This window comes from Streptomyces sp. SP18CS02 (genome assembly GCF_036322365.1).
GTDB lineage: Bacteria > Actinomycetota > Actinomycetes > Streptomycetales > Streptomycetaceae > Streptomyces.
Genome location: NZ_JAQYXC010000303.1, coordinates 329,810 through 351,181, shown reverse-complemented (window position 1 = coordinate 351,181; position 21,372 = coordinate 329,810). Strand labels below are relative to the sequence as shown.

22 protein-coding genes are annotated in these 21,372 nt (G+C 71.2%); 13 read left to right on the top strand and 9 right to left on the bottom strand.

What is annotated here, in order from left to right; genetic code table 11:
• Positions 1–14 precede the first annotated feature (14 nt).
• Entirely contained in the window at positions 15–971 is a 957-nt protein-coding gene (meaB, locus tag PUR26_RS32540) for a methylmalonyl Co-A mutase-associated GTPase MeaB (RefSeq protein ID WP_329878102.1), read from the top strand.
• 135 nt (positions 972–1,106) lie between these two features.
• Here the strand turns inward: meaB and PUR26_RS32535 are convergent, their stop codons facing one another.
• Positions 1,107–1,505 (bottom strand): PepSY domain-containing protein, encoded by a 399-nt coding sequence (locus PUR26_RS32535; protein ID WP_329878100.1) that lies wholly within the window; start codon positions 1,503–1,505, stop codon positions 1,107–1,109.
• Between the two features lie 120 nt (positions 1,506–1,625).
• On the opposite strand from PUR26_RS32535, the gene PUR26_RS32530 reads away from it, so the two are divergent.
• Both PUR26_RS32530 and PUR26_RS32525 read left to right on the top strand, forming a co-directional pair.
• Positions 1,626–2,285 (top strand): response regulator transcription factor, encoded by a 660-nt coding sequence (locus tag PUR26_RS32530; protein WP_329878098.1) that lies wholly within the window; start codon positions 1,626–1,628, stop codon positions 2,283–2,285.
• A gap of 8 nt (positions 2,286–2,293) precedes the next feature.
• The gene (locus PUR26_RS32525) at positions 2,294–3,691 is read left to right on the top strand and encodes a sensor histidine kinase (protein WP_329878582.1); all 1,398 of its coding nucleotides are present in this window, start codon (positions 2,294–2,296) and stop codon (positions 3,689–3,691) included.
• A gap of 54 nt (positions 3,692–3,745) precedes the next feature.
• Here the strand turns inward: PUR26_RS32525 and PUR26_RS32520 are convergent, their stop codons facing one another.
• From PUR26_RS32520 to PUR26_RS32505, 4 genes are all read right to left on the bottom strand, one after another.
• Positions 3,746–4,222, bottom strand: a complete 477-nt coding sequence (locus tag PUR26_RS32520; RefSeq protein ID WP_329878096.1) for a MarR family winged helix-turn-helix transcriptional regulator — start codon at positions 4,220–4,222, stop codon at positions 3,746–3,748.
• Between the two features lie 132 nt (positions 4,223–4,354).
• A complete protein-coding gene (locus PUR26_RS32515; RefSeq protein WP_329878094.1) occupies positions 4,355–5,152 on the bottom strand; it encodes an AIM24 family protein in 798 nt (265 codons plus the stop codon).
• Positions 5,149–5,799, bottom strand: coding sequence for an AIM24 family protein (locus PUR26_RS32510; RefSeq protein ID WP_329878092.1), 651 nt, complete (start codon positions 5,797–5,799; stop codon positions 5,149–5,151). The genes PUR26_RS32515 and PUR26_RS32510 overlap by 4 nt, the downstream gene beginning before the upstream one ends.
• 211 nt (positions 5,800–6,010) lie before the next feature.
• Positions 6,011–6,643, bottom strand: coding sequence for an AIM24 family protein (locus tag PUR26_RS32505; protein WP_329878580.1), 633 nt, complete (start codon positions 6,641–6,643; stop codon positions 6,011–6,013).
• Positions 6,644–6,823: 180 nt separating this feature from the next.
• Between PUR26_RS32505 and PUR26_RS32500 the strand changes: the two genes are divergently transcribed.
• The 6 genes from PUR26_RS32500 (at position 6,824) to PUR26_RS32475 (ending at position 11,039) form a co-directional block, all read left to right on the top strand.
• On the top strand, positions 6,824–7,168 hold the full coding sequence (locus tag PUR26_RS32500) for a DUF3817 domain-containing protein (RefSeq protein ID WP_329878090.1): 345 nt from the start codon (positions 6,824–6,826) through the stop codon (positions 7,166–7,168).
• Positions 7,165–7,458 (top strand): MTH1187 family thiamine-binding protein, encoded by a 294-nt coding sequence (locus PUR26_RS32495; protein ID WP_329878088.1) that lies wholly within the window; start codon positions 7,165–7,167, stop codon positions 7,456–7,458. The genes PUR26_RS32500 and PUR26_RS32495 overlap by 4 nt, the downstream gene beginning before the upstream one ends.
• Positions 7,459–7,594: 136 nt before the next feature.
• Positions 7,595–8,104 carry a MarR family winged helix-turn-helix transcriptional regulator gene (locus PUR26_RS32490; RefSeq protein WP_329878086.1) on the top strand — a complete coding sequence of 170 codons (510 nt, stop codon included), beginning with the start codon at positions 7,595–7,597 and terminating at the stop codon, positions 8,102–8,104.
• Positions 8,105–8,210: 106 nt separating this feature from the next.
• The gene (locus tag PUR26_RS32485) at positions 8,211–8,543 is read left to right on the top strand and encodes a DUF3817 domain-containing protein (RefSeq protein WP_329878084.1); all 333 of its coding nucleotides are present in this window, start codon (positions 8,211–8,213) and stop codon (positions 8,541–8,543) included.
• A gap of 148 nt (positions 8,544–8,691) precedes the next feature.
• Positions 8,692–10,392 carry an acyl-CoA mutase large subunit family protein gene (locus tag PUR26_RS32480; RefSeq protein ID WP_329878082.1) on the top strand — a complete coding sequence of 567 codons (1,701 nt, stop codon included), beginning with the start codon at positions 8,692–8,694 and terminating at the stop codon, positions 10,390–10,392.
• A gap of 158 nt (positions 10,393–10,550) precedes the next feature.
• Complete coding sequence (locus tag PUR26_RS32475; protein ID WP_329878080.1) at positions 10,551–11,039, top strand: GNAT family N-acetyltransferase; 489 nt, start codon at positions 10,551–10,553, stop codon at positions 11,037–11,039.
• Between the two features lie 61 nt (positions 11,040–11,100).
• Here PUR26_RS32475 and PUR26_RS32470 read toward each other — a convergent pair whose 3' ends face one another.
• Complete coding sequence (locus PUR26_RS32470) at positions 11,101–11,727, bottom strand: TetR/AcrR family transcriptional regulator (protein WP_329878078.1); 627 nt, start codon at positions 11,725–11,727, stop codon at positions 11,101–11,103.
• 304 nt (positions 11,728–12,031) lie between these two features.
• On the opposite strand from PUR26_RS32470, the gene PUR26_RS32465 reads away from it, so the two are divergent.
• The 4 genes from PUR26_RS32465 to PUR26_RS32450 all read left to right on the top strand — a co-directional run bounded on the left by PUR26_RS32465 (position 12,032) and on the right by PUR26_RS32450 (position 16,322).
• On the top strand, positions 12,032–13,015 hold the full coding sequence (locus PUR26_RS32465) for a tetratricopeptide repeat protein (protein ID WP_329878076.1): 984 nt from the start codon (positions 12,032–12,034) through the stop codon (positions 13,013–13,015).
• A 706-nt stretch (positions 13,016–13,721) separates the two neighbouring features.
• Positions 13,722–14,378, top strand: a complete 657-nt coding sequence (locus tag PUR26_RS32460) for a DUF6230 family protein (protein WP_329878074.1) — start codon at positions 13,722–13,724, stop codon at positions 14,376–14,378.
• A 95-nt stretch (positions 14,379–14,473) separates the two neighbouring features.
• Positions 14,474–15,034, top strand: coding sequence for a DUF6114 domain-containing protein (locus tag PUR26_RS32455; RefSeq protein ID WP_329878072.1), 561 nt, complete (start codon positions 14,474–14,476; stop codon positions 15,032–15,034).
• A complete protein-coding gene (locus PUR26_RS32450) occupies positions 15,024–16,322 on the top strand; it encodes a hypothetical protein (protein ID WP_329878070.1) in 1,299 nt (432 codons plus the stop codon). Before PUR26_RS32455 ends, PUR26_RS32450 begins: the two co-directional genes overlap by 11 nt.
• A gap of 151 nt (positions 16,323–16,473) precedes the next feature.
• On the opposite strand, the gene pyk is transcribed toward PUR26_RS32450, so the two are convergent.
• From pyk to pta, 3 genes are all read right to left on the bottom strand, one after another.
• Positions 16,474–17,904, bottom strand: a complete 1,431-nt coding sequence (gene pyk / locus PUR26_RS32445; RefSeq protein WP_329878068.1) for a pyruvate kinase — start codon at positions 17,902–17,904, stop codon at positions 16,474–16,476.
• A 74-nt stretch (positions 17,905–17,978) separates the two neighbouring features.
• Complete coding sequence (locus tag PUR26_RS32440; protein WP_443077243.1) at positions 17,979–19,190, bottom strand: acetate kinase; 1,212 nt, start codon at positions 19,188–19,190, stop codon at positions 17,979–17,981.
• Positions 19,191–19,246: 56 nt separating this feature from the next.
• The gene (pta, locus tag PUR26_RS32435) at positions 19,247–21,322 is read right to left on the bottom strand and encodes a phosphate acetyltransferase (RefSeq protein ID WP_329878064.1); all 2,076 of its coding nucleotides are present in this window, start codon (positions 21,320–21,322) and stop codon (positions 19,247–19,249) included.
• Between the last annotated feature and the right edge of the window lie 50 nt (positions 21,323–21,372).

The window sequence follows — 21,372 nt, the reverse complement described above, 5'->3', positions numbered from 1 at the left end:
GAGCTCTGTACGAGATGGTGGACGTCCCCGCACTGGTCGCCCAGGCACGGGAGGGCCGGCCGCGCGCCGTGGCCCGGCTGATCTCGCTCGTGGAGGGGGCGTCCCCGCAGCTCCGTGAGGTGATGGCGGCGCTGGCCCCGCTGGCGGGGGGCGCCTACGTGGTGGGTCTCACCGGTTCGCCCGGTGTCGGCAAGTCGACTTCCACGTCGGCGCTGGTCACGGCCTACCGCAAGGCCGGCAAGCGGGTCGGCGTCCTGGCCGTCGACCCCTCCTCGCCGTTCAGCGGGGGAGCGCTGCTCGGCGACCGGGTCCGGATGTCCGAGCACGCCTCGGACCCGGGCGTCTACATCCGTTCGATGGCCACCCGGGGTCATCTGGGCGGCCTGGCGTGGGCCGCCCCGCAGGCGATCCGGGTGCTGGACGCCGCCGGGTGCGAGGTGATCCTCGTCGAGACGGTCGGCGTGGGCCAGTCGGAGGTCGAGATCGCCTCGCAGGCCGACACCTCCGTCGTCCTGCTCGCGCCCGGTATGGGCGACGGCATCCAGGCCGCCAAGGCGGGCATCCTGGAGATCGGCGACGTGTACGTGGTCAACAAGGCCGACCGCGACGGCGCCGACGCGACGGCCCGGGAGCTCAACCACATGCTGGGCCTGGGCGAGTCCCGCGGCCCGGGCGACTGGCGCCCGCCCATCGTGAAGACGGTCGCGGCCCGGGGCGAGGGCATCGACGAGGTCGTCGAGGCGCTGGAGAAGCACCGCGCCTGGATGGAGGAGCACGGGGTCCTGGCGCGGCGGCGCCGCTCGCGTGCCGCGGGCGAGGTCGAGACCATCGCGGTCACGGCCCTGCGCGAGCGCATCGGCGACCTCCACGGCGACCGTCGCCTCGACACCCTGGCCGAGCGGATCGTGGGCGGCGAGCTGGACCCGTACGCGGCGGCGGACGAACTGGTGGCGGGCCTGACCGGCCGTTAGGCCGCGTCCGGGCCCCCCGGGCGGGGCTCCGGGCGCGGCACGGGGCCGCGCGCCCGGATCCCGCCCCGAAGGGCCCGGGAATCCGCGGGGCTCCGGCCCGCCCGGGCCGGCGCCCCGCGGCCGCTGACGGGTTCGTCAGTCGTCCTGGTGCCGGGTGACCTTGGAGGTCGTGGCGTCCACGTCCCACTCCTGGGTGGTGCCGTCCTTCGTCACCACTTCCATCTCCCAGGACGCGCGGCCGCCGTCCTCGTCGTCCTCCAGGTCGAGCGAGACCACCGTGCCGCGGTCGGCGACCGCCTTCAGCGCCCGTTCGGCGGTGACCCGGGTGACCTTCGGGGCACCCTTGGCGTCGTCCCGGTCGTCCGCGTCGTCGTCCCTGCCGCCGTCGTCGCCGCCGTCCGCCGCCAGGGCCGTCACGGCCGTGTGGCGCGGCTCCTGGGGGGCCTGCCCGGCGGACGAGGCGGCGACCGCGGCGGTGCCGCCCGCCAGCAGGGCCGCGGCGGTGACCGTGGCGATGACGAGGTTGCGCTTCATGGAAAGGCCTCCCGAGAGGTGGTGTCGTCCAGGTACGGCACCCACCCTGCGCCGGGCCCGCTGAACGCAGCCTGAAGCCGGCTGAAGCCCCTTTCAGGTTCCGTTTGGGACCCTGAACGCATGCGCCTGTTGATCGTGGAGGACGAGAGGCGGCTCGCCCTGTCCCTCGCCGCCGGCCTGCGGGCCGAGGGATACGCCGTGGACGTCGTGCACGACGGGCTCGAAGGGCTGCACCGGGCCGGCACCGGTTCGTACGACCTCGTGGTCCTGGACATCATGCTGCCCGGCATGAACGGCTACCGGGTCTGCGGCGCCCTCAGGGCCGCCGGGCACGACGTGCCGATCCTGATGCTCACCGCGAAGGACGGCGAGTACGACGAGGCCGAGGGCCTCGACACCGGCGCCGACGACTACCTCACCAAGCCGTTCTCCTACGTCGTCCTCGTGGCCCGGGTCAAGGCCCTGCTGCGCCGCCGCGGGCGCACCGCCTCGCCCGTGCTGCGGGCCGGGGCGCTCACCGTCGACACCGCCGCCCGCCGGGTCCGCATCGGCGAGGAGGAGGTGACGCTCACGGCGAAGGAGTTCGCCGTGCTGGAACAGCTCGCCACCCGCGCCGGTGACGTCGTGTCCAAGGCCGAGATCCTGGAGCACGTCTGGGACTTCGCCTACGAGGGCGACCCGAACATCGTCGAGGTGTACGTGAGCGCCCTGCGGCGCAAGCTCGGCCCCGCGACCATCCGGACCGTACGCGGCGCCGGCTACCGCCTGGAGGACCGGTGAGGCACCCGCTGCGTTCCGTGCGCGCCCGGACCGCGCTGGGCGCCACCCTCGTCGTCGCCCTGGCGCTCGCCGCCGCCGGGGCGGCCCTCCTCGCCGTACTGCGCGGCAACCTGGTCGACCAGGCCGGACTGCAGGCCAACGTCACCGCCCGCTCGGTCGCCGCCCAGATCGCCAACGGGACGCCCTTCGCCGAGCTGGACCTGCCCGACGACACCGAGGAGCACCCGGTCCAGGTCGTCGACTCCGACGGCCGCGTCGTGGCCGTCGGGGAGAACGTCGACGCCATCGAGGGCACCGGCAGCCGGTCCACGAAGGCCGTCCCCACGGCCTCCCGGCCGGAGGACGGCGGGGAGGGCACGGGCGAGGTCTCCGAGGACGTCGTCTACTCGACCGGTGACGTCACCGTCGAGGGCGAGACCAGCGCGTACCGCTTCGCCGCCGTCGAGGCCGCCGCACCGGGGGGCCAGGAGGCCACCGTCCACGCCGGCGCGCCGCTCGCCGCCGAGGCCGCCACCTTCTCCGGCGTGCGCGACGCGATGCTCGCCGCCCTGCCGGCCCTGCTCCTCGTGGTCGCGGTCGTCACCTGGCTGGTGACCCGCCGCGCGCTCAAGCCCGTCGAGGGCATCCGGCAGGAGATGGCCGCCATCACGGCGTCCGAGGACCTTTCGCGCCGGGTCCCGGAACCGGGGACCCACGACGAGATCGCCCGGCTCGCCCGCACCACCAACGAGACGCTCGCGGCGCTGGAGGCGTCCGTCGCACGGCAGCGGCGCTTCGTCGCCGACGCCTCCCACGAGCTGCGCAGTCCCATCGCGAGCCTGCGCACCCAGCTGGAGGTCGGCTCGGCCCATCCGGAGCTGCTGGACGTGCCGGGGGCGGTCGCCGACACCGTACGGCTCCAGCAGCTCGCCGCCGACCTGCTGCTCCTCGCCCGGCTCGACGCGGGGGAGAAGCCCGGACGGGCACGCTTCGCCCTGGCCGCGCTCGTGCGTGAGGAGGTCGCCCAGCGCACCGCGGACCGCCTCCCGACGCGCGTCGACACCGAGGACGGCGAGGAGGCGGAGGTCAGCGGTTCACGCGGGCAGGTGGCACGTGTGCTGGCCAATCTGCTGGACAACGCGCAGCGGCACGCGGAGAGCCGGGTCACCGTGACGGTGCGCCGCGAGCGCGACCACGCCGTGCTCACCGTGGCCGACGACGGCGCCGGGGTGCCGGAGGGCGAACGGGAGAGGATCTTCGAGAGGTTCGTCCGCCTCGACGACGCCCGCAGCCGGGACGAGGGCGGCGCCGGACTGGGCCTCGCCATCGCCCGTGATGTGGCCGCGCGTCACGGCGGCACCCTCAGGGCGGGCCGGTCCCCGTCGGGCGGTGCGCTGTTCGAGCTGCGCCTCCCGTCGGGCGGGTGAACCGCCACGCGCCAGGGGCGCCCCGCGGCGCCCCGGCGCGAGCGCGGCCCGGGATCAGGGCTTGCCGCGCAGTCCGCGCAGCTTCTCGGCGACCGGCTGGAGAGACTCCCGCAGGTTGCCCAGGGCCTCGGGGGACAGCAGGTCGATGAAGGCTCTGCGCACCGACTCGACGTGGTGCGGCGCGACCTTGTGCATGGTCTCCATGCCGTGGTCGGTGAGGACCGCGTACAGTCCGCGCCGGTCGGACTCGCAGTTCTCCCGGCGGACCAGCCCCGCGTTCTCCATGCGGGTGATCTGGTGGGAGAGGCGGCTCTTCGACTGGAGGGTGGCCGCCGCGAGGTCGCTCATGCGCAGCCGCCGTTCGGGTGACTCCGAGAGGTTCACGAGGATCTCGTAGTCGTTGTTGGTCAGGCCGAACGGCTGGAGGTCTTTCTCCAGCTGGTACGTCAGAAGCCTGTTGACGTCCAGATACGTGCGCCAGGCGCACTGCTCGGCATCGGTCAGCCAGGGTGTGGCCGTCTCGGTCTCCATGTATGGATTCTACCTAAGAAGTTGAAAACTGGACGAAACTGAGGTCTGTGACGCCGGGCACCCCGGTCCCCCGTCCTCGGCGTCGCACAGGTGTGCAGACGTTCGAGGACGTCACACTCCGCAGACTACCGCTCACAGCCCGAAGCGACGCTGGAGGTCACCGAGCTGTCCGGGAAGACGCGGTGTGGATCCGTGCTGACCCTGGCCGGAACCGGACGCCTGGCCGTGCGCGCCCGAACCGCCCGGAATCCCCGCTTCCTGCGGCACCGGGCCCGTCGCCCGGTCGGGCATCAACGCCTCCGTCGACTGCAGCAGCACCGTCCCCGCCCCGACGAACTCGAACTGGTGCTCCTCGCCCGAAGCGCCGCCCAGACCCGTCAGCGACCGCAACCCGCCCAGCACACCCGACATGTACCCGTGGTCGTAGTGATGGCACGGCGACGGGCAGTCCGCCCAGCCCACCAGCGCCTGCGGGTCCACCCGGACCGGCGGCTCCATGAAGGCCACCGGACCGTTCGACGCGGCCACGAACTTCCCCGTCCCGATCAGGGTCAGGAAGCCCGGCACGATCGACTGCTTCAGAGCCAGCGACGGCTGGTAGGCCAGCAGGTTCCCCGCCCGGATCGTCAGATTGCCCTCGTCCAGGTCGAACGAGTTGACGTCGAAGGCCCGGTCGGCGAGCAGCATCTTCCCGCTGCCCTCCGCCACCACCCAGTCACTCGCGTGCAGCGGCGAGTGGAAGCTCGTCCGCACCAGCCGCTCCAGCCGGCCGTGACCGATGCCGTTGAAGTCGATCCGCCCGTAATAGGCGATCATCTTGCCCTTCTGGAGGAACCACTGGGAGCCCTTGAGCTCCACACAGAAGGTGTACGGATTGACGTTGTCGTCGCTCGGCAGCGACAGGGGATCGAAGACCACCGGTGTGCTCACAGCTTCTCCTCCGACGCCTGGACGTACACCGCACCGCTGCCGCTCAGCTCCAGCTGGAACGCCTCGCCCGAGCCGCGCCCCACCATGTCGCGCCAGCCCAGCGCGGTGGACAGCCTGTTGCGCACATCGCCGTGGTGCGCCACGTACGCCTGCGGGTCCACGTGCACCGCCCGCCCCGGGGCGACCGGCAGTTCGATCACGCCGCCGTGAGCCATCACGGCGACCGCGCCGTGCCCCTTGAGCGTCGTGGTGAACAGACCCTGCCCGGTGACCTGACCGCGCACCATGCCCATGACCCCGCCCTGCGAACCCATGAACATCGTGCCCTGCTGCAGCGTCCCGTCGAAGGCCAGCAGCCGGTCCGCCTCCACGAACAGGGTGTCGCCGGACAACTGGATCACCTGGACGTGATGGCCGCCGTGCCCGAACATCACCGTGCCGCTGCCCTCGACCGTCATCAGCGGGGTCGCCTCGTCCGCCACCCGGCGGCCGATCATCGACATCACACCGCCCTGGCCGCCGGCCAGGTTCGGCGTGAAAGTGACGTCACCGCGATACGCGAGCATCGCGCCGCGCTGGCTGAACATCTTCTGGCCGGGGACCACCGTCGCCTCGACCACCTTCGAATTGATCTCACGGAACGGCATCAGACACTCCCCCCGAGGTTCTTCCCCGGAGCCGCCGCCCGGGATCCGCTGCACCCGCTGTCCCCGCCACCCGGAGCCGCGCCCGACACCGCCGGCCGCGGGCCGGTGGCCGCGCACGCGCCGCTCGGTGTCCGTGGTTCGCTTCTCCGCCCGCGCGGCGCGGAGGTGCGGTTCGTCGTCGTCCGCGGGCCGGTGGCCGCGCTCGCGCCGCTCACAGGTCACCGCCGGTGGTGTTGCGCTCGCTCGGCTGCACATACACGAGCCCGTCGCCCTCGAAGCGGATCTGGAAGGCCTCGCCGCCACCCTCACCGAGGAACGTGCGGAACGTCACACCGGACTGGAAGCTCTGCTGGAGGTTGCCCTGATGGGCGATGTAGGCGCCGGGATCCACCGAGAGCGGGTACTGCGGCGTCACCCGCAGCAGCACCGCCGGGCCGTCCGACATGATCGCCGCCTGGCCGGTGCCCTCTACGGTCGTGGTGAACAGGCCGTTGCCCGTCGCGCCGCCCCGCAGACCGGTGAAGTTCGTGCCGGTGCGCAGCCCGCCGTCCGCGCAGAGCAGGTTGCTCGCCTCCACGTACAGCTTGTCGCCGTGCAGGGACACCAGGTTGATCTCGGACGCGCGGTCGGCGAAGTAGCAGGTCCCCTGCCCCTTCACCTCCATCAGCTCCATCTGTTCGCCGGTGAGGCGGCGGGTGACCATCCCGCGCAGGCCCTCGCCGCCGCCGGACATCTTCTTGAAGGCCATCCGGCCGTCGTACGCGACCATCGAGCCGTTCTTCGCTCGGACGGCGTCGCCGGTCATGTCGACGGCGAGCACCCTGCTGCCTTGGAGTCGGAACATTGCCACGCCCAGACGGTAACGGGTGTCCCGGGCACCGGCAGCCACCGTGAGGAGGATCCCCACCCTGATAACGGATGGGCAAAGCCGCCTGTCACAATGAGAGGCGCTTGTGCATCCGTTCACAAGATCGATGCCCAGGTCTGTCAGATCGACGACTCCCGACGCCGAAGGTGCTGCCTCGTGGACATCAAGACCGCCTCCTCCCTCCACCGCCTGCGACTCGTCTCCGCCCCGGAGGCAGTCTCCTTCCTGCTGCTGCTGGTCTGCTCGGTGCTCAAGCGCACGACGGAGTTCAACGCCGTCCCGGTGATGGGAGCCGTCCACGGCATCCTCTTCGTGCTGTACGTGCTCTTCTGGCTGGACGCCTGGAACCGCACCAAGTGGGAGCTGCGGACCGCGGCCCTCTACTTCGTCCTCTCCGTCCTGCCCTTCGGCGGCTTCTTCGCCGACCGCAGGCTCAAGCGCGCCGCCGATGACGCCGTCATCGCCTCCCGCGCCCGCCGCGAGGGCACGGTGAGCGCGTGATCGTCGCCTTCTCCGTCACCCCGCTCGGCGTCGGCGAGGAGGTCGGCGAGTACGTCGCCGACGCCGTCCGCGTCGTGCGCGAGTCCGGTCTGCCCCACCGCACCGACGCCATGTTCACCTCCATCGAGGGCGAGTGGGACGAGGTCATGGACGTCGTCAAGCGCGCCGTAGCCGCCGTCGAGGCCCGCGCGCCGCGCGTCTCCGTCGTCCTGAAGGCCGACATCAGGCCCGGCGTCACCGACGGTCTGACCGCCAAGGTCGAGACGGTGGAGCGCCACCTCTCCTCCTGAGCGGCCCCCGCCCCGCCACGACGGCCCCGGGTCCTCCACGGACCGGGGCCGTCGCCATGGCCGGGCCCAGCGGTGCGGAGGACCGAACCGCGAGACAGGGCTGACCAGCATGTGACCAGTCGGTAAGGTCGACGGCGTGCCGAAGCCGCTCAGTCTCCCGTTCGACCCCATCGCCCGCGCCGACGAACTGTGGCAGCGCCGCTGGGGCCCCGTGCCCTCGATGGCCGCCATCACCTCGATCATGCGCGCGCACCAGATCCTGCTGGCGGAGGTCGACGCCGTCGTCAAGCCGTACGGCCTGACCTTCGCACGGTACGAGGCGCTGGTGCTGCTCACCTTCTCCAAGGAGGGCGAACTGCCGATGTCCAAGATCGGCGAGCGGCTGATGGTCCACCCGACCTCCGTGACCAACACCGTCGACCGGCTGGTCAGGTCCGGCCTGGTGGACAAGCGGCCCAACCCGAACGACGGACGCGGCACCCTCGCCTCCATCACGGACAAGGGCCGGGAGGTCGTCGAAGCGGCGACCTCCGACCTGATGGCGATGGACTTCGGCCTGGGCGCGTACGACGCCGAGGAGTGCGGCGAGATCTTCGCGATGCTCCGGCCGCTTCGGGTGGCGGCGCACGACTTCGACGCCGAATAGCCGAACAGCCGAGCACCCGAACGGCGGAACGGCGGACGAACGGCGGGGCCGCCCGGGGGGTGGGCCGCCCGAAGATCGCCCGGAACGGGCGGTTACGCTCGATGCCATGAAATCCAGCGTGCTGACCCGCTACCGGGTGATGGCCTATGTCACCGCTGTCATGCTGCTCGTGCTGTGTGCGTGCATGGTGGCCAAGTACGGGTTCGACACGGGCGAGGATCTGACCTTCGCCGTCTCCCAGACCCACGGCGTCCTCTACATCATCTACCTGATCTTCGCCTTCGACCTCGGCTCCAAGGCCCGCTGGCCGTTCGGCAAGCTGCTGTGGATCCTGGTCTCCGGGACCATTCCGACCGCCGCCTTCTTCGTCGAGCGCAAGGTCGTGCGCGAGGTCCGGCCGCTGATCACGGACGCCGCGCCGGCCACCGCAAGGGTCTGACCCGCCGCACAGGCCCGAGCGGGTGCCGGGCCCGGCTCGCGCCGGGCCGGTGCGGCCGCTCCCCGCGGAGCCGGCTTCCACCGCCGTACACCGGGTGTACGGCGGTTGCCCATCGACATTTACTAGGACGTCCTAGTAAATTCGGGGTATGGACGCTGACGCCATCGAGGAAGGCCGCCGACGCTGGCAGGCCCGCTATGACGCCGCCCGCAAGCGCGACGCCGACTTCACCACGCTCTCCGGCGACCCCGTGGAGCCCGTGTACGGGCCCCGGCCCGGCGACACGTACGACGGTTTCGAACGGATCGGCTGGCCGGGGGAGTACCCCTTCACCCGCGGCCTGTACCCGACCGGCTACCGGGGCCGTACCTGGACCATCCGCCAGTTCGCCGGCTTCGGCAACGCCGAGCAGACCAACGAGCGCTACAAGATGATCCTGGCGGCGGGCGGCGGCGGACTGTCCGTCGCCTTCGACATGCCGACCCTCATGGGGCGCGACTCCGACGACCCGCGCTCGCTCGGCGAGGTCGGCCACTGCGGCGTCGCCATCGACTCCGCCGCCGACATGGAGGTCCTCTTCCGGGACATCCCCCTCGGCGACGTCACGACCTCGATGACGATCTCCGGGCCCGCCGTCCCGGTCTTCTGCATGTACCTGGTGGCCGCCGAGCGCCAGGGCGTGGACCCGGCCGTCCTCAACGGCACCCTCCAGACCGACATCTTCAAGGAGTACATCGCCCAGAAGGAGTGGCTCTTCCAGCCCGAGCCGCACCTGCGCCTCATCGGCGACCTGATGGAGCACTGCGCGGCGGGCATCCCGGCGTACAAGCCGCTCTCGGTCTCCGGCTACCACATCCGCGAGGCGGGCGCGACGGCCGCGCAGGAGCTCGCGTACACCCTCGCCGACGGCTTCGGCTACGTCGAGCTCGGCCTGAGCCGCGGCCTGGACGTCGACACGTTCGCGCCGGGGCTGTCCTTCTTCTTCGACGCGCACCTCGACTTCTTCGAGGAGATCGCCAAGTTCCGCGCCGCCCGCCGCATCTGGGCCCGCTGGATGAAGGAGGTGTACGGGGCGAGGACCGACAAGGCCCAGTGGCTGCGCTTCCACACCCAGACCGCCGGTGTCTCGCTCACGGCCCAGCAGCCCTACAACAACGTGGTGCGCACCGCAGTCGAGGCGCTGTCCGCCGTGCTCGGCGGCACCAACTCCCTGCACACCAACGCCCTCGACGAGACCCTCGCGCTCCCGTCCGAGCAGGCCGCCGAGATCGCGCTGCGCACCCAGCAGGTGCTGATGGAGGAGACCGGCGTCGCCAACGTCGCGGACCCGCTGGGCGGTTCCTGGTACGTCGAGCAGCTCACCGACCGCATCGAGGCCGACGCCGAGAAGATCTTCGACCAGATCAAGGAGCGGGGCCTGCGGGCCCACTCCGACGGGCGGCACCCGATCGGCCCGATCACCTCCGGGATCCTGCGCGGCATCGAGGACGGCTGGTTCACCGGCGAGATCGCCGAGTCCGCCTTCCGCTACCAGCAGGCCCTGGAGAAGGGGGACAAGCGGGTCGTGGGGGTCAACGCCCACCACGGGTCCGTCACCGGTGACCTGGAGATCCTCCGGGTCAGCCACGAGGTGGAGCGCGAGCAGGTACGCGTCCTGGCCGAGCGCAGGTCCCGGCGGGACGACGCCCTGGTGAGGTCGTCCCTGGAGAAGATGCTCACCGCCGCCCGGGACGGCTCGAACATGATCGGGCCGATGCTCGACGCGGTCCGCGCGGAGGCCACCCTCGGCGAGATCTGCGACGCCCTGCGCGACGAATGGGGCACCTACACGGAGCCGCCCGGCTTCTGACGCACGTCGGCCGCCCGGCTTCCGGGCGGCCGCGCCCACGGCCGGCCGGCATACGGTGCCGGCCGGCCGTGGCCTCGTACCCGCGACCGTGGCCCGCGCGCGAGAACCGCGCGAAAACACAGTGGAACCGTCGGCCGGGCAGCCCGCATGCTGGGCGGATGCAGATCAGAGAAGCCACCGCGGACGACTGGCCCGCCATCTGGCCGTTCTTCCGCTCCATCGTCGCCGCGGGCGACACGTTCACCTACCCGCTCGACCTCGACGAGGAGCGGGGCCGCGACTGGTGGCTGCTGGCCGGGCCGAACCGCACCGTGGTGGCCGTCGACGACGGCGGCGTCATCCTGGGCACGGCCAAGATGAACAACAACCAGATGGGCAACGGGGCCCACATGGCCAGCGCCAGCTACATGGTCGACCCGGCGCACGGCGGGCGGGGCGTCGGCCGGGCACTGGTCGAGTACACCCTGGACTGGGCGCGCGCCGCGGGCTTCCGGGGCATCCAGTTCAACGCCGTGGTGGAGACGAACAAGCACGCGGTGCGGCTGTACGAATCGCTCGGCTTCCGCGTGATCGGCACGGTCCCGGACGGTTTCCGCCATCCGCGCGAGGGCTATGTGGGGCTGCACATCATGCACCGCCCGCTCTGAGGCGCGCCCGTACACCCGCTCCGGCACCGCCCGCTCCCGCGACGGCGCGGCCGTCCCGGTCTCAGCTCCGGGTCGCCGCGTCCAGCCCGCCCAGCAGCAGCACCGTGAAGCGCTGCACCCAGTCGCTGTCCACGGGCTCGGCACTGACCAGGGCGCGGTGGACCACCGCTCCGGCTATCACGTCGAAGATCAGGTCGTCGGTGCCGGCGGCCGCGCCGGGCTCCGTGCCGAGCGGCAGCTCGCCCCGCGCCTGGGCCCGCTGGCGGCCCAGCAGGACGAGCCGCTTCTGCCGGTCCACGATCGAGGCGCGGATGCGCCGCCGCAGCGGCTCGTCACGGGTGGACTCGGCGACGACCGCCATGAGGGCGGTCCTGGCCTCGGGCCGTTCCAGCAGGGCGGCGAACTGCCGCACCACGCCTTCGATGTCGGCCGTCAGGCTGCCCCGGTCGGGCAGTTCGAGCTCGTCGAAGAGGACCGCGACAGCGTCGACGACCAGTTCGTTCTTGCTCGCCCAGCGCCGGTACAGGGTGGTCTTGGCGACCCCGGCGCGGGTGGCGACGTCCCCCATCGTCAGCTTGGACCAGCCCAGGTCGACCAGCGCCGCCCGGGTCGCCTCCAGGATCGCGGTGTCGGCCTCGGCGCTGCGGGGGCGTCCGGTACGACTTCGCGGACTGGTACGGCTGCACATGACGCCCGACCATACCGGCCAGTAGGTGGGGTGCCCCCCGTCCGTTCGTGTGAGCCAGTTCACCGCCGCCCGCGCCCCCCGGCCGTCCGCTTGCAGTTACGCTACGAGGCGTAGCGAAAGGCTTTTGAGCGGCCCCAGCGACAACCACAGGCGCCCGGGTGGGGACCCGGTGCCGAAACACATTGCTGGATCGCGTACGTCCGTACGTCCCGCATTCCGGCGGGGGACGCCGGACGGGCGCGGTTCGGCCATGGCTTCTGCCATCGCTTACCGGTTACACGCGCGGAAGGGGGAGGATGTACTCATGCAGCCTAGGAACATGTCCATGAGCGGCGTTGTCGATCTCGCCGCGGTGAAGGCGGCCGGTGAGGCCAGGGCGAAGGCCGAGCAGGCCCGCGCGGAAGCCGCCCGGCAGGGCGGCGCCGGTGCCGTGCCCCCTTCCGCCCTGGTGATCGATGTCGACGAGGCGGGCTTCGAGCGCGATGTCCTCCAGCGCTCCGCCGAGGTGCCGGTCGTCATCGACTTCTGGGCCGAGTGGTGCGAGCCGTGCAAGCAGCTCGGCCCGCTGCTGGAGCGGCTGGCCGTCGAGTACAACGGCCGGTTCGTTCTCGCCAAGATCGACGTCGATGCCAACCAGATGCTGATGCAGCAGTTCGGGATCCAGGGGATCCCGGCCGTCTTCGCGGTGGTCGCCGGTCAGGCGCTGCCGCTCTTCCAGGGTGCCGCGCCCGAGGCGCAGATCCGGCAGACCCTCGACCAGCTGATCCAGGTGGGCGAGGAGCGCTTCGGACTGACCGGCATCCTGGTCGACGCCGACGCGCAGGGCCCCGAGGGCGAGGGCGAGGGGACACCCGCGGCGGTGCCCGCCGGTCCCCACGACGCCCTGCTGGAGGCGGCCGCGCGTGCGCTGGACGCCAACGACTTCGCGGGTGCGGTCCAGGCGTACAAGAACGTCCTGGTCGACGACCCGGCGAACACGGAGGCGAATCTGGGTCTGGCCCAGGCCCAGCTGCTGGGGCGGGTCCAGGGCATGGACCCGCAGCAGGTCCGCAAGAACGCGGCCGAGAACCCGGCGGACGTCGCGGCCCAGCTCGCCGCGGCCGACCTGGACCTGGTCGGCGGTCATGTGGAGGACGCGTTCACCCGGCTCGTCGACACGGTGCGGCGGACGGCGGGCGAGGAGCGGGACCAGGCGCGGCTGCGCCTTCTGGAGCTCTTCGAGGTGATCGGGCCGGACGACCCCCGGGTGAGCTCGGCCCGCTCGGCCCTGGCCCGCGTGCTGTTCTGAGCACCGCCGCGACCGGCGCCCGGCCGGATGCCACGACCGGTTCTCCGGTGGCTGGGCCCGCGGGGGCGCGGGCCGGCGGCCCGGCCGGCGCACGGTGCGCGGCCGGTTGGCCGTGAAGGAGCAGCGCCCTGTGGCGCCGGTCGCCGATTTGGCGACAGAGTGACAAAAGGCGGCCGCGCTTTGCCAAATCTTGGTAAACGCGGCCGCTGTTACTGGCAGTAAATAAACACCCTCCTTATGTCCGGCTTTAGCCGTTGATATCTCTTTCTTTCGGGCGTTACGGCGGCACCCTGAGTGCCCGGGCGGCGGCAGGCCGTCGTGGCGTGGTTATCGACCCGTTACTAGCGAGTAACGAACCCCCTTGTGCCTCGGCCGGTAATGGACCACGATCGGCGACGCTCGGTCCAATACCGCACCAGCCCGGCAACCAGCCGCGCCCGGAGGCATTGGTTCCCCACCGAGTGGGCCGACGGCAGTGGCGTCGGCCGTGGACAGGGGGGTTCCCGCCGAATCCGGCAGGGCCTGTCCGGCAGGGTTGCGCGAAGGCGTGGCCAGTGGTTGTCGCTCGGGGGTGATCGCCGGTGATTCGGACGCGGCTCGCGCCTGTTTCCACGGGCGCTCTCCTTCCCGAGGACGTAGCACTTCTCCCATCCCAGGACGGGCCCTGGGCCCATCCGGAGATGTACGTCCGAGAAGGAGGAAATCTATGAAGTCCCAGATCCGCGGTGGGACCAGATGGAAGCGGTTCGCCGTCGTCATGGTGCCGAGCGTGGCCGCGACGGCCGTGATCGGTGTCAGCCTGGCGCAGGGCGCGCTCGCCGCGTCGTTCAGCGTCTCCGGCCAGGAGTTCAAGGTCAGGGCCGGGCACCTGGAAGGTACTGGCTTCGCCCAGTACGGCGGCGTCGACATGGGCTACAAGAATGTCGGCGGCGGTGAGGAGAAGGTGGCGCACCCCGTCGCGATCTCCGCGTTCAAGCACGCCGAGATCAACGACATGTGCCAGTCCGTGGTGACCGATGTGCCGTTCGTCGGCAAGATCACCATGCGTCTGGAGGCGGGTGGCGGCAAGCAGCCCGTCGTCGCGGAGAACCTGTACCTCGACGTCACGGAGCTCGAGGCCGACGCCACGTTCAAGGACATCGAGATCGGTGTCGCGGCCAAGGACACCGACGACCCGAAGACGGGCAAGGGCCCGGCGGTCAAGGACAAGATCCTGGAGAACGGCTTCGCCCAGCAGGCGCCCAACGCCACGCTGGACAACGTCAAGCAGAAGGCCTGGGCCACCACGGCCGCGACCTTCAAGCTCAGCGGTCTGAAGCTGAACCTCCACAAGGGCGATGGCCCGAAGGTCGAGTGCTACTGACCGCACCGCGTGCGGGTGGGTGAGGAAGCAGAGGCGCCCTCGCCCACCCCATCCCTTCTCCACACAGCACGACCAGTTCCAGGGAGCTGTTTTCCATGAGCGCCGTGTCTTCGGGGCAGAACGAGCACCACCTGAGCGTCCTCCGGCGCCGATTCCGCGAGTGGCGAGGACACCGGCCGTTCTGGGCGGGACTGTTGACCCTGCTCGGTGGCATCCCCATCGCCTACTTCCCGTACGCGAGCTTCCAGCTCGGCCAGTTGACGCTCTCCATGGCGACGACCGCGGGGGCGGCGTCGCTCATCATCGGCGTACTGCTGATGTCGCTGGGACTGACGATGTGGTTCCAGTACCTCGTGCGGGTCTTCGCGGGAGTCGCCGCGATCCTGCTGGCCCTGGTCTCCATCCCCGTGGCCAATCTGGGCGGCTTCTTCATCGGCTTCCTGCTCGCCCTCACCGGCGGCGCCCTCTCGATCTCCTGGGCCCCCGGCAAGGACGCGCCGGCGGCTGCCGCGCAGGGCGGTGCCGCACCCGGGGACGGGGCCGGCGCGGGCTACGTGCCGGAGCAGCGCGAGGTCGCGGAGAGGCAGGACGCGAAGGACGTGCGGGCGAGCCATCCGAACATCGAAGCCAACGGCGGGAGGAACAGTGCGGGGTGACGAAACACAGTCGGCGACGGCTGGGGACGACGCCACTCTGGCAAGACGAGGGCCGCGTCACGCGGCCCCGAGGAAGTCGCTGCTGACCAAGCTCCAGGCGCCGGCGGGCAAGGCGATAGCCCTGGCCGCGATGCCCACCGCCGTCCTCGTCGGACTCGGTCTGACGCCCAGGCTGGCGCTCGCCGACGAGAAGGACATCCCCTACGCGCCGGGCCCCTGCGTGACCCGCTCCGACGAGCCGTCGGAGTCGGCCGAGCCGTCCGCGTCGGACTCCCCGAAGCCGTCGACGAGCGCGAGCGCGCCGGCCGGCCGGGGCGGCGGGGACGACGCCGAGAACACCGAGAACACCGAGAACGCCGAGAACGCCGACAAGGAACCGGCGCCCGGCGCGAGCCCGTCCGCGAGCGGGACGGCGGGACGGCAGGCCGCACAGCCGAAGGCACCGGCCACCACCTCGCCTGCGGCCACGCCCACGCCGACCGGAACCAGGAACCCCCTGGACCCGCTGGGTGTCGGCGACGCGCTGAAGGACCTCTTCGACGGTCCGGACGACGAGCCGACGGCCACCCCGTCGACCAGCGCCCCGGCGCCCGCCCAGCCGTCCACGAAGCCGCCCGCCCAGCCGTCGGCGAAGCCGTCGGCCCGGCCGTCCACGAAGCCGGCGGACGACGAGGCCGACAGGACCAAGGACGCGATCAAGGACGCCGCCGAACGGGTCGGCGCCAAGGTCGAGGAACTGCCCGAGGACGTCAAGGGACTCGACCCCAAGAAGGACGAGGACATCCCGGACGGCGCCAAGCCGAACTTCCCCTGCCCCACCCCGGACCCGCAGGCGCTCGCCGACGCGAAGCTGGAGCCGGGTCTCCCGCTGCTGCCGGACGAGCCGTGGAAGCTGGAGAGCAGCCGGCTCACCCTGCGCGGGCTCGACTACCACGGCATCGTCGAGGTGCAGACGGGCAGCGGCAAGGTCAAGAAGGTCCTGAAGTTCACCGCGTCATCGGTGGACATCGTGAACCTGCACCAGCTCACGGTGCACTCCGAGGGGCGTACGGGACACGTCGCGTCCCGTCCCGGCTCGACGTCCACGATCACCGGCGGCACGGTGACGATGTACACGGAGGAGCTGAAGGGCAACCTCTTCGGCATCATCCCGATCACCTTCAGCCCCGAGACCCCGCCGCCGGTGAACGTCTCCTACGCGTTCTTCACCAACGTGAAGGTGACCCAGGCGGGCCAGTTCGGTGGCGACCTCACCGTCCCGGGCCTGCACAACTACATCGAGGGCTGACCGGCCGGCCTCACGGCGGAGCTTGCGGGAGCCGCGTGACGCGATGGCCTCCTCCCCGACCGGGGGAGGAGGCCATCGCGCTGCTGTCACACCGGGCGGCGCCCCTCTCGGCGAGGGGCGCCGCCCGCGGTCGTGCCGAGGGGACCGCGCGTCAGCCGCGGGCCTCGCCGCCCAGGTGGTGGACCCGGACCATGTTCGTGGTGCCCGGGACGCCGGGGGGCGAGCCGGCGGTGATGACCATGGTGTCGCCCGCGTTGTGGCGCTGGAGCTTGAGCAGCTCGGCGTCCACCAGGTCGACCATCGCGTCCGTGTTGTCCACGTGCGGGACGACGAAGGACTCGACGCCCCAGCTCAGGGTGAGCTGGTTGCGGGTCGCGGCCTCGGTCGTGAAGGCGAGGATCGGCTGCTGGGCGCGGTAGCGGGAGAGCCGGCGGGCCGTGTCGCCGGACTTGGTGAAGGCGATGAGGGCCTTGCCGTCCAGGAAGTCGGCGATCTCGGCGGCCGCGCGGGCCACCGAACCGCCCTGGGTGCGCGGCTTCTTGCCGGGCACGAGCGGCTGGAGGCCCTTGGAGAGCAGTTCCTCCTCGGCCGCGGCGACGATCTTCGACATCGTCTTCACGGTCTCGATCGGGTAGGCGCCCACCGACGACTCGGCCGACAGCATGACCGCGTCGGCGCCGTCCAGGATCGCGTTGGCGACGTCGGACGCCTCGGCGCGCGTCGGGCGGGAATTGGTGATCATCGACTCCATCATCTGGGTCGCGACGATCACCGGCTTGGCGTTGCGGCGGCACAGTTCGATGAGCCGCTTCTGCACCATCGGGACCCGCTCCAGCGGGTACTCGACGGCCAGGTCGCCGCGGGCGACCATCACGCCGTCGAACGCCATGACCACGTCGGCCATGTTCTCGACGGCCTGCGGCTTCTCCACCTTGGCGATGACCGGGACCCGGCGGCCCACCTCGTCCATCACCTTGTGGACGTCCTTGACGTCGTTGGCGTCGCGGACGAACGACAGCGCGACCAGGTCGCAGCCCATGTTCAGGGCGAAGCGCAGGTCCTCGACGTCCTTCTCGGACAGGGCCGGGACGTTGACCGCCGTACCCGGCAGGTTGATGCCCTTGTGGTCGGAGATGACTCCGCCCTCGACGACGATCGTCTTGACCCGCGTCCCGTCGACCTCGACGACGCGCAGCTCGACGTTGCCGTCGTTGATCAGGACCTGGTCGCCCTTGGAGACGTCCCCGGGCAGGCCCTTGTAGGTGGTGCCACAGATGGACTTGTCGCCGGGGACGTCCTCCGTGGTGATCGTGAACTCGTCACCGCGGACCAGTTCGACCGGCCCCTCGGCGAACGTTTCCAGACGGATCTTGGGGCCCTGGAGGTCGGCGAGGACGCCCACCGCGTGGCCGGTGTCCTCGGACGCCTTGCGGACGCGGTGGTACCGCTCCTCGTGCTCAGCGTGGGATCCGTGGCTCATGTTGAAACGGGCCACGTTCATGCCCGACTCGATGAGCGCTTTCAGCTGCTCGTAGGAGTCGACGGCGGGGCCCAGTGTGCAGACGATTTTGGAACGGCGCATAAGGCGGATCCTATCGGTTTGTTTCACTGCGGAATATTCCGTCTGGTGGAAAGTACAAATGGGCGGGGGGTCGCTCAGGCGTTTACCAGCGAGTAGGTCTGCTGGGCGATTTCCAGTTCCTCGTCCGTGGGCACCACCGCCACCGCGACACAGGCGTACTCGGGCGAGATCAGCCGCGGTTCGTCGGAACGTACGGCGTTGAGATCGGCGTCCACCGCCAGGCCCAGCTCCTCCAGGCCCGCGACGGCGGCCTCCCGGACCGGAGCCGCGTTCTCGCCGACTCCCGCGGTGAACGCCACCGCGTCCACCCGCCCGAGAACGGCGTAATAGGCCCCGATGTACTTCTTCAGCCGGTGGATGTAAATGTCGAAGGCCAGCTGCGCCCGCTGGTCGCCCTCATCGATCCGGCGCCGGATCTCGCGCATGTCATTGTCACCGCAAAGCCCCACCAATCCGCTCTTCTTGTTCAGCAGATCGTCGATCTCGTCGGCCGACATTCCGGCCACCCGCATGAGGTGGAAGGTGACCGCGGCGTCGACGTCCCCGGACCGGGTACCCATGACCAGCCCCTCCAAGGGGGTCAGGCCCATCGAGGTGTCCACGCAGCGGCCGCCCCGTACCGCCGAGGCGGACGCCCCGTTGCCCAGGTGCAGCACGATCACGTTCACCTCGGACGGGTCCTTGCCGAGCAGGGCCGCCGTACGGCGCGAGACATACGCGTGCGACGTGCCGTGGAACCCGTAACGGCGGATGCGATGGGCGTCGGCCGTGACGGTGTCGATCGCGTACCGGGCGGCGTACTCCGGCATCGACGTGTGGAACGCCGTGTCGAAGACGGCCACCTGCGGAAGGTCGGGACGCAGCGCCCGGGCGGTGCGGATTCCGGTGATGTTGGCCGGGTTGTGCAGGGGCGCCACCGGCACCAGCCGCTCGATCTCCTTCATCACCTCGTCGGTGATGACCGTCGGCTCGGAGAACTTCAGCCCGCCGTGCACCACGCGGTGCCCGACCGCGCCCAGTTCGGGGGAGTCCAGGCCGAGACCGTCGGCGGCGAGCTCCTCGGCGACGGCGTTCAGCGCGGCCGCGTGGTCGGCCATCGGGGCCGTACGCTCCCGCCGGCCCGCCCCCTCGCCGGTCAGCGGGGTGTGCACCAGGCGGGAGGTCTCCTCGCCGATCCTCTCGACGAGGCCGACCGCCAGGCGCGCGCTGTCGCGCATGTCGAGGAGCTGGTACTTCACCGACGACGAGCCGGAGTTGAGGACGAGTACACGGGTCGACTGGGTCACGGAAGCGGGGCCTTCTGCTGCGGGGGCGGTCGTGGGGTGCGTCGGGGCGGCGTCGCTCATGCGGACGTGGCCTGGGACTGGATCGCGGTGATGGCGACCGTGTTGACGATGTCGCTGACCAGCGCGCCGCGCGACAGGTCGTTCACGGGCTTGCGCAGGCCCTGCAGCACCGGCCCGACGGCCACGGCACCGGCCGAGCGCTGGACGGCCTTGTACGTGTTGTTGCCGGTGTTCAGGTCCGGGAAGATCAGCACGGTCGCCTGGCCGGCCACCTCCGAGTCCGGCAGCTTCGTCGCGGCGACGGACGGCTCGACGGCCGCGTCGTACTGGATCGGGCCCTCGACGCGCAGATCGGGCCGGGCCCCGCGGACCAGCTTGGTCGCCGCGCGGACCTTGTCGACGTCCGCGCCGGAGCCGGAGGACCCCGTGGAGTACGACAGCATCGCGATCCGCGGGTCGACGCCGAAGCGGGCGGCGGTCGCGGCCGACTGGACCGCGATGTCCGCGAGCTGCTCGGCGTTCGGGTCCGGGTTGACCGCGCAGTCGCCGTAGACCAGCACCCGGTCGGCCAGGCACATGAAGAAGACGGAGGAGACGATCGAGGCGTCCGGCTTGGTCTTGATGATCTCGAACGCGGGGCGGATCGTCGCGGCGGTGGAGTGCACCGAGCCGGAGACCATGCCGTCGGCCAGCCCCTCCTGGACCATCAGGGTGCCGAAGTAGTTGACGTCCGACACCACGTCGAAGGCGAGCTCCACGCTGACGCCCTTGTGGGCGCGCAGCTCGGCGTACCGCTCGGCGAACCGCTGGCGCAGCTCGGAGGTGGCCGGGTCGATCAGCTGGGCGCCCGACAGGTCCACGCCCAGGTCCGCGGCCTTCTTGCGGATCACCTCGACATCGCCGAGCAGCGTCAGGTCGCAGACGTCGCGGCGGACCAGGACGTCGGCCGCGCGCAGCACCCGCTCCTCCGTGCCCTCCGGCAGCACCACCCGGCGGCGGTCGGCGCGTGCCTGCTCCAGCAGGTCGTGCTCGAACATCATCGGCGTGACGCGGCCGCTGCGCGCCACGGAGAGCCGCTTCAGCAGGTCCGAGGTGTCGACATGGCGCTCGAAGAGCCCGAGGGCGGTCTCCGCCTTGCGCGGGGTCGCCGCGTTGAGCCTGCCCTCCAGCGAGAAGAGCTCCGCGGCGGTCGGGAAGCTGTTGCCGCTCACCGAGATCACGGGCGTGCCGGGCGCGAGGCGGGCGGCGAGGGTGAGGATCTCGTCGCTGGGCCGTTCGTTCAGCGTGAGCAGGACGCCGGCGATCGGCGGCGTACCGGCCGAGTGCGCGGCCAGCGCGCCCACCACCAGGTCGGCGCGGTCGCCGGGGGTGACGACCAGGCAACCAGGGGTCAGGGCGTTGAGGAAGTTGGGCAGCATCGCGCCGCCGAACACGAAGTCGAGGGCGTCCCGGGCCAGGCCCGCGTCGTCGCCCAGCACGACCGTGGCGCCGAGCGCCTGGGTGATCTGGGCGACCGTCGGGGCGGACAGCGCCGGCTCGTCGGGCAGCACGAAGCTGGGTACCGGCAGGCGCGCCGCGAGACGCTCGGAGATGGTCTCGCGGTCCTCGGCGGCGACCCGGTTCACGACCATCGCCAGGACGTCGCAGCCCAGGCTCTCGTACGCGCGGAAGGCGTTGCGGGCCTCGGCCCGTACCGACTCGGCGACCTGGCCCTTGCCGCCCACCACGGGTATCACCGGGGCGCCGAACTCGTTGGCCAGCCGCGCGTTGAGCGCCAGCTCGTCGGGCAGCTGGGTGTCGGCGAAGTCCGTGCCGAGCACCAGTACCACCTCGTACTCCCGCGTCACCCGGTGGAAGCGCTCGACCAGCCGCGAGACCAGCTCGTCCGTGCCCTTCTCGGCCTGGAGGGCGGAGGCCTCGTGGTAGTCCATGCCGTACACCGAGGAGGGGTCCTGGGAGAGGCGGTAGCGCACGCGCAGCAGGTCGAAGAGGCGGTCGGGGCCGTCGTGCACAAGCGGCCGGAACACCCCCACCCGGTCCACCTGGCGGGTGAGGAGTTCCATGACTCCCAGCTCCACCACCTGGCGGCCGTCCCCGCGGTCGATCCCGGTCACGTACACGCTGCGCGCCACGCGTGCTCTCCTGTCGAGTGAGTGTGCGATCAAAAAACATCGTTGGGGTC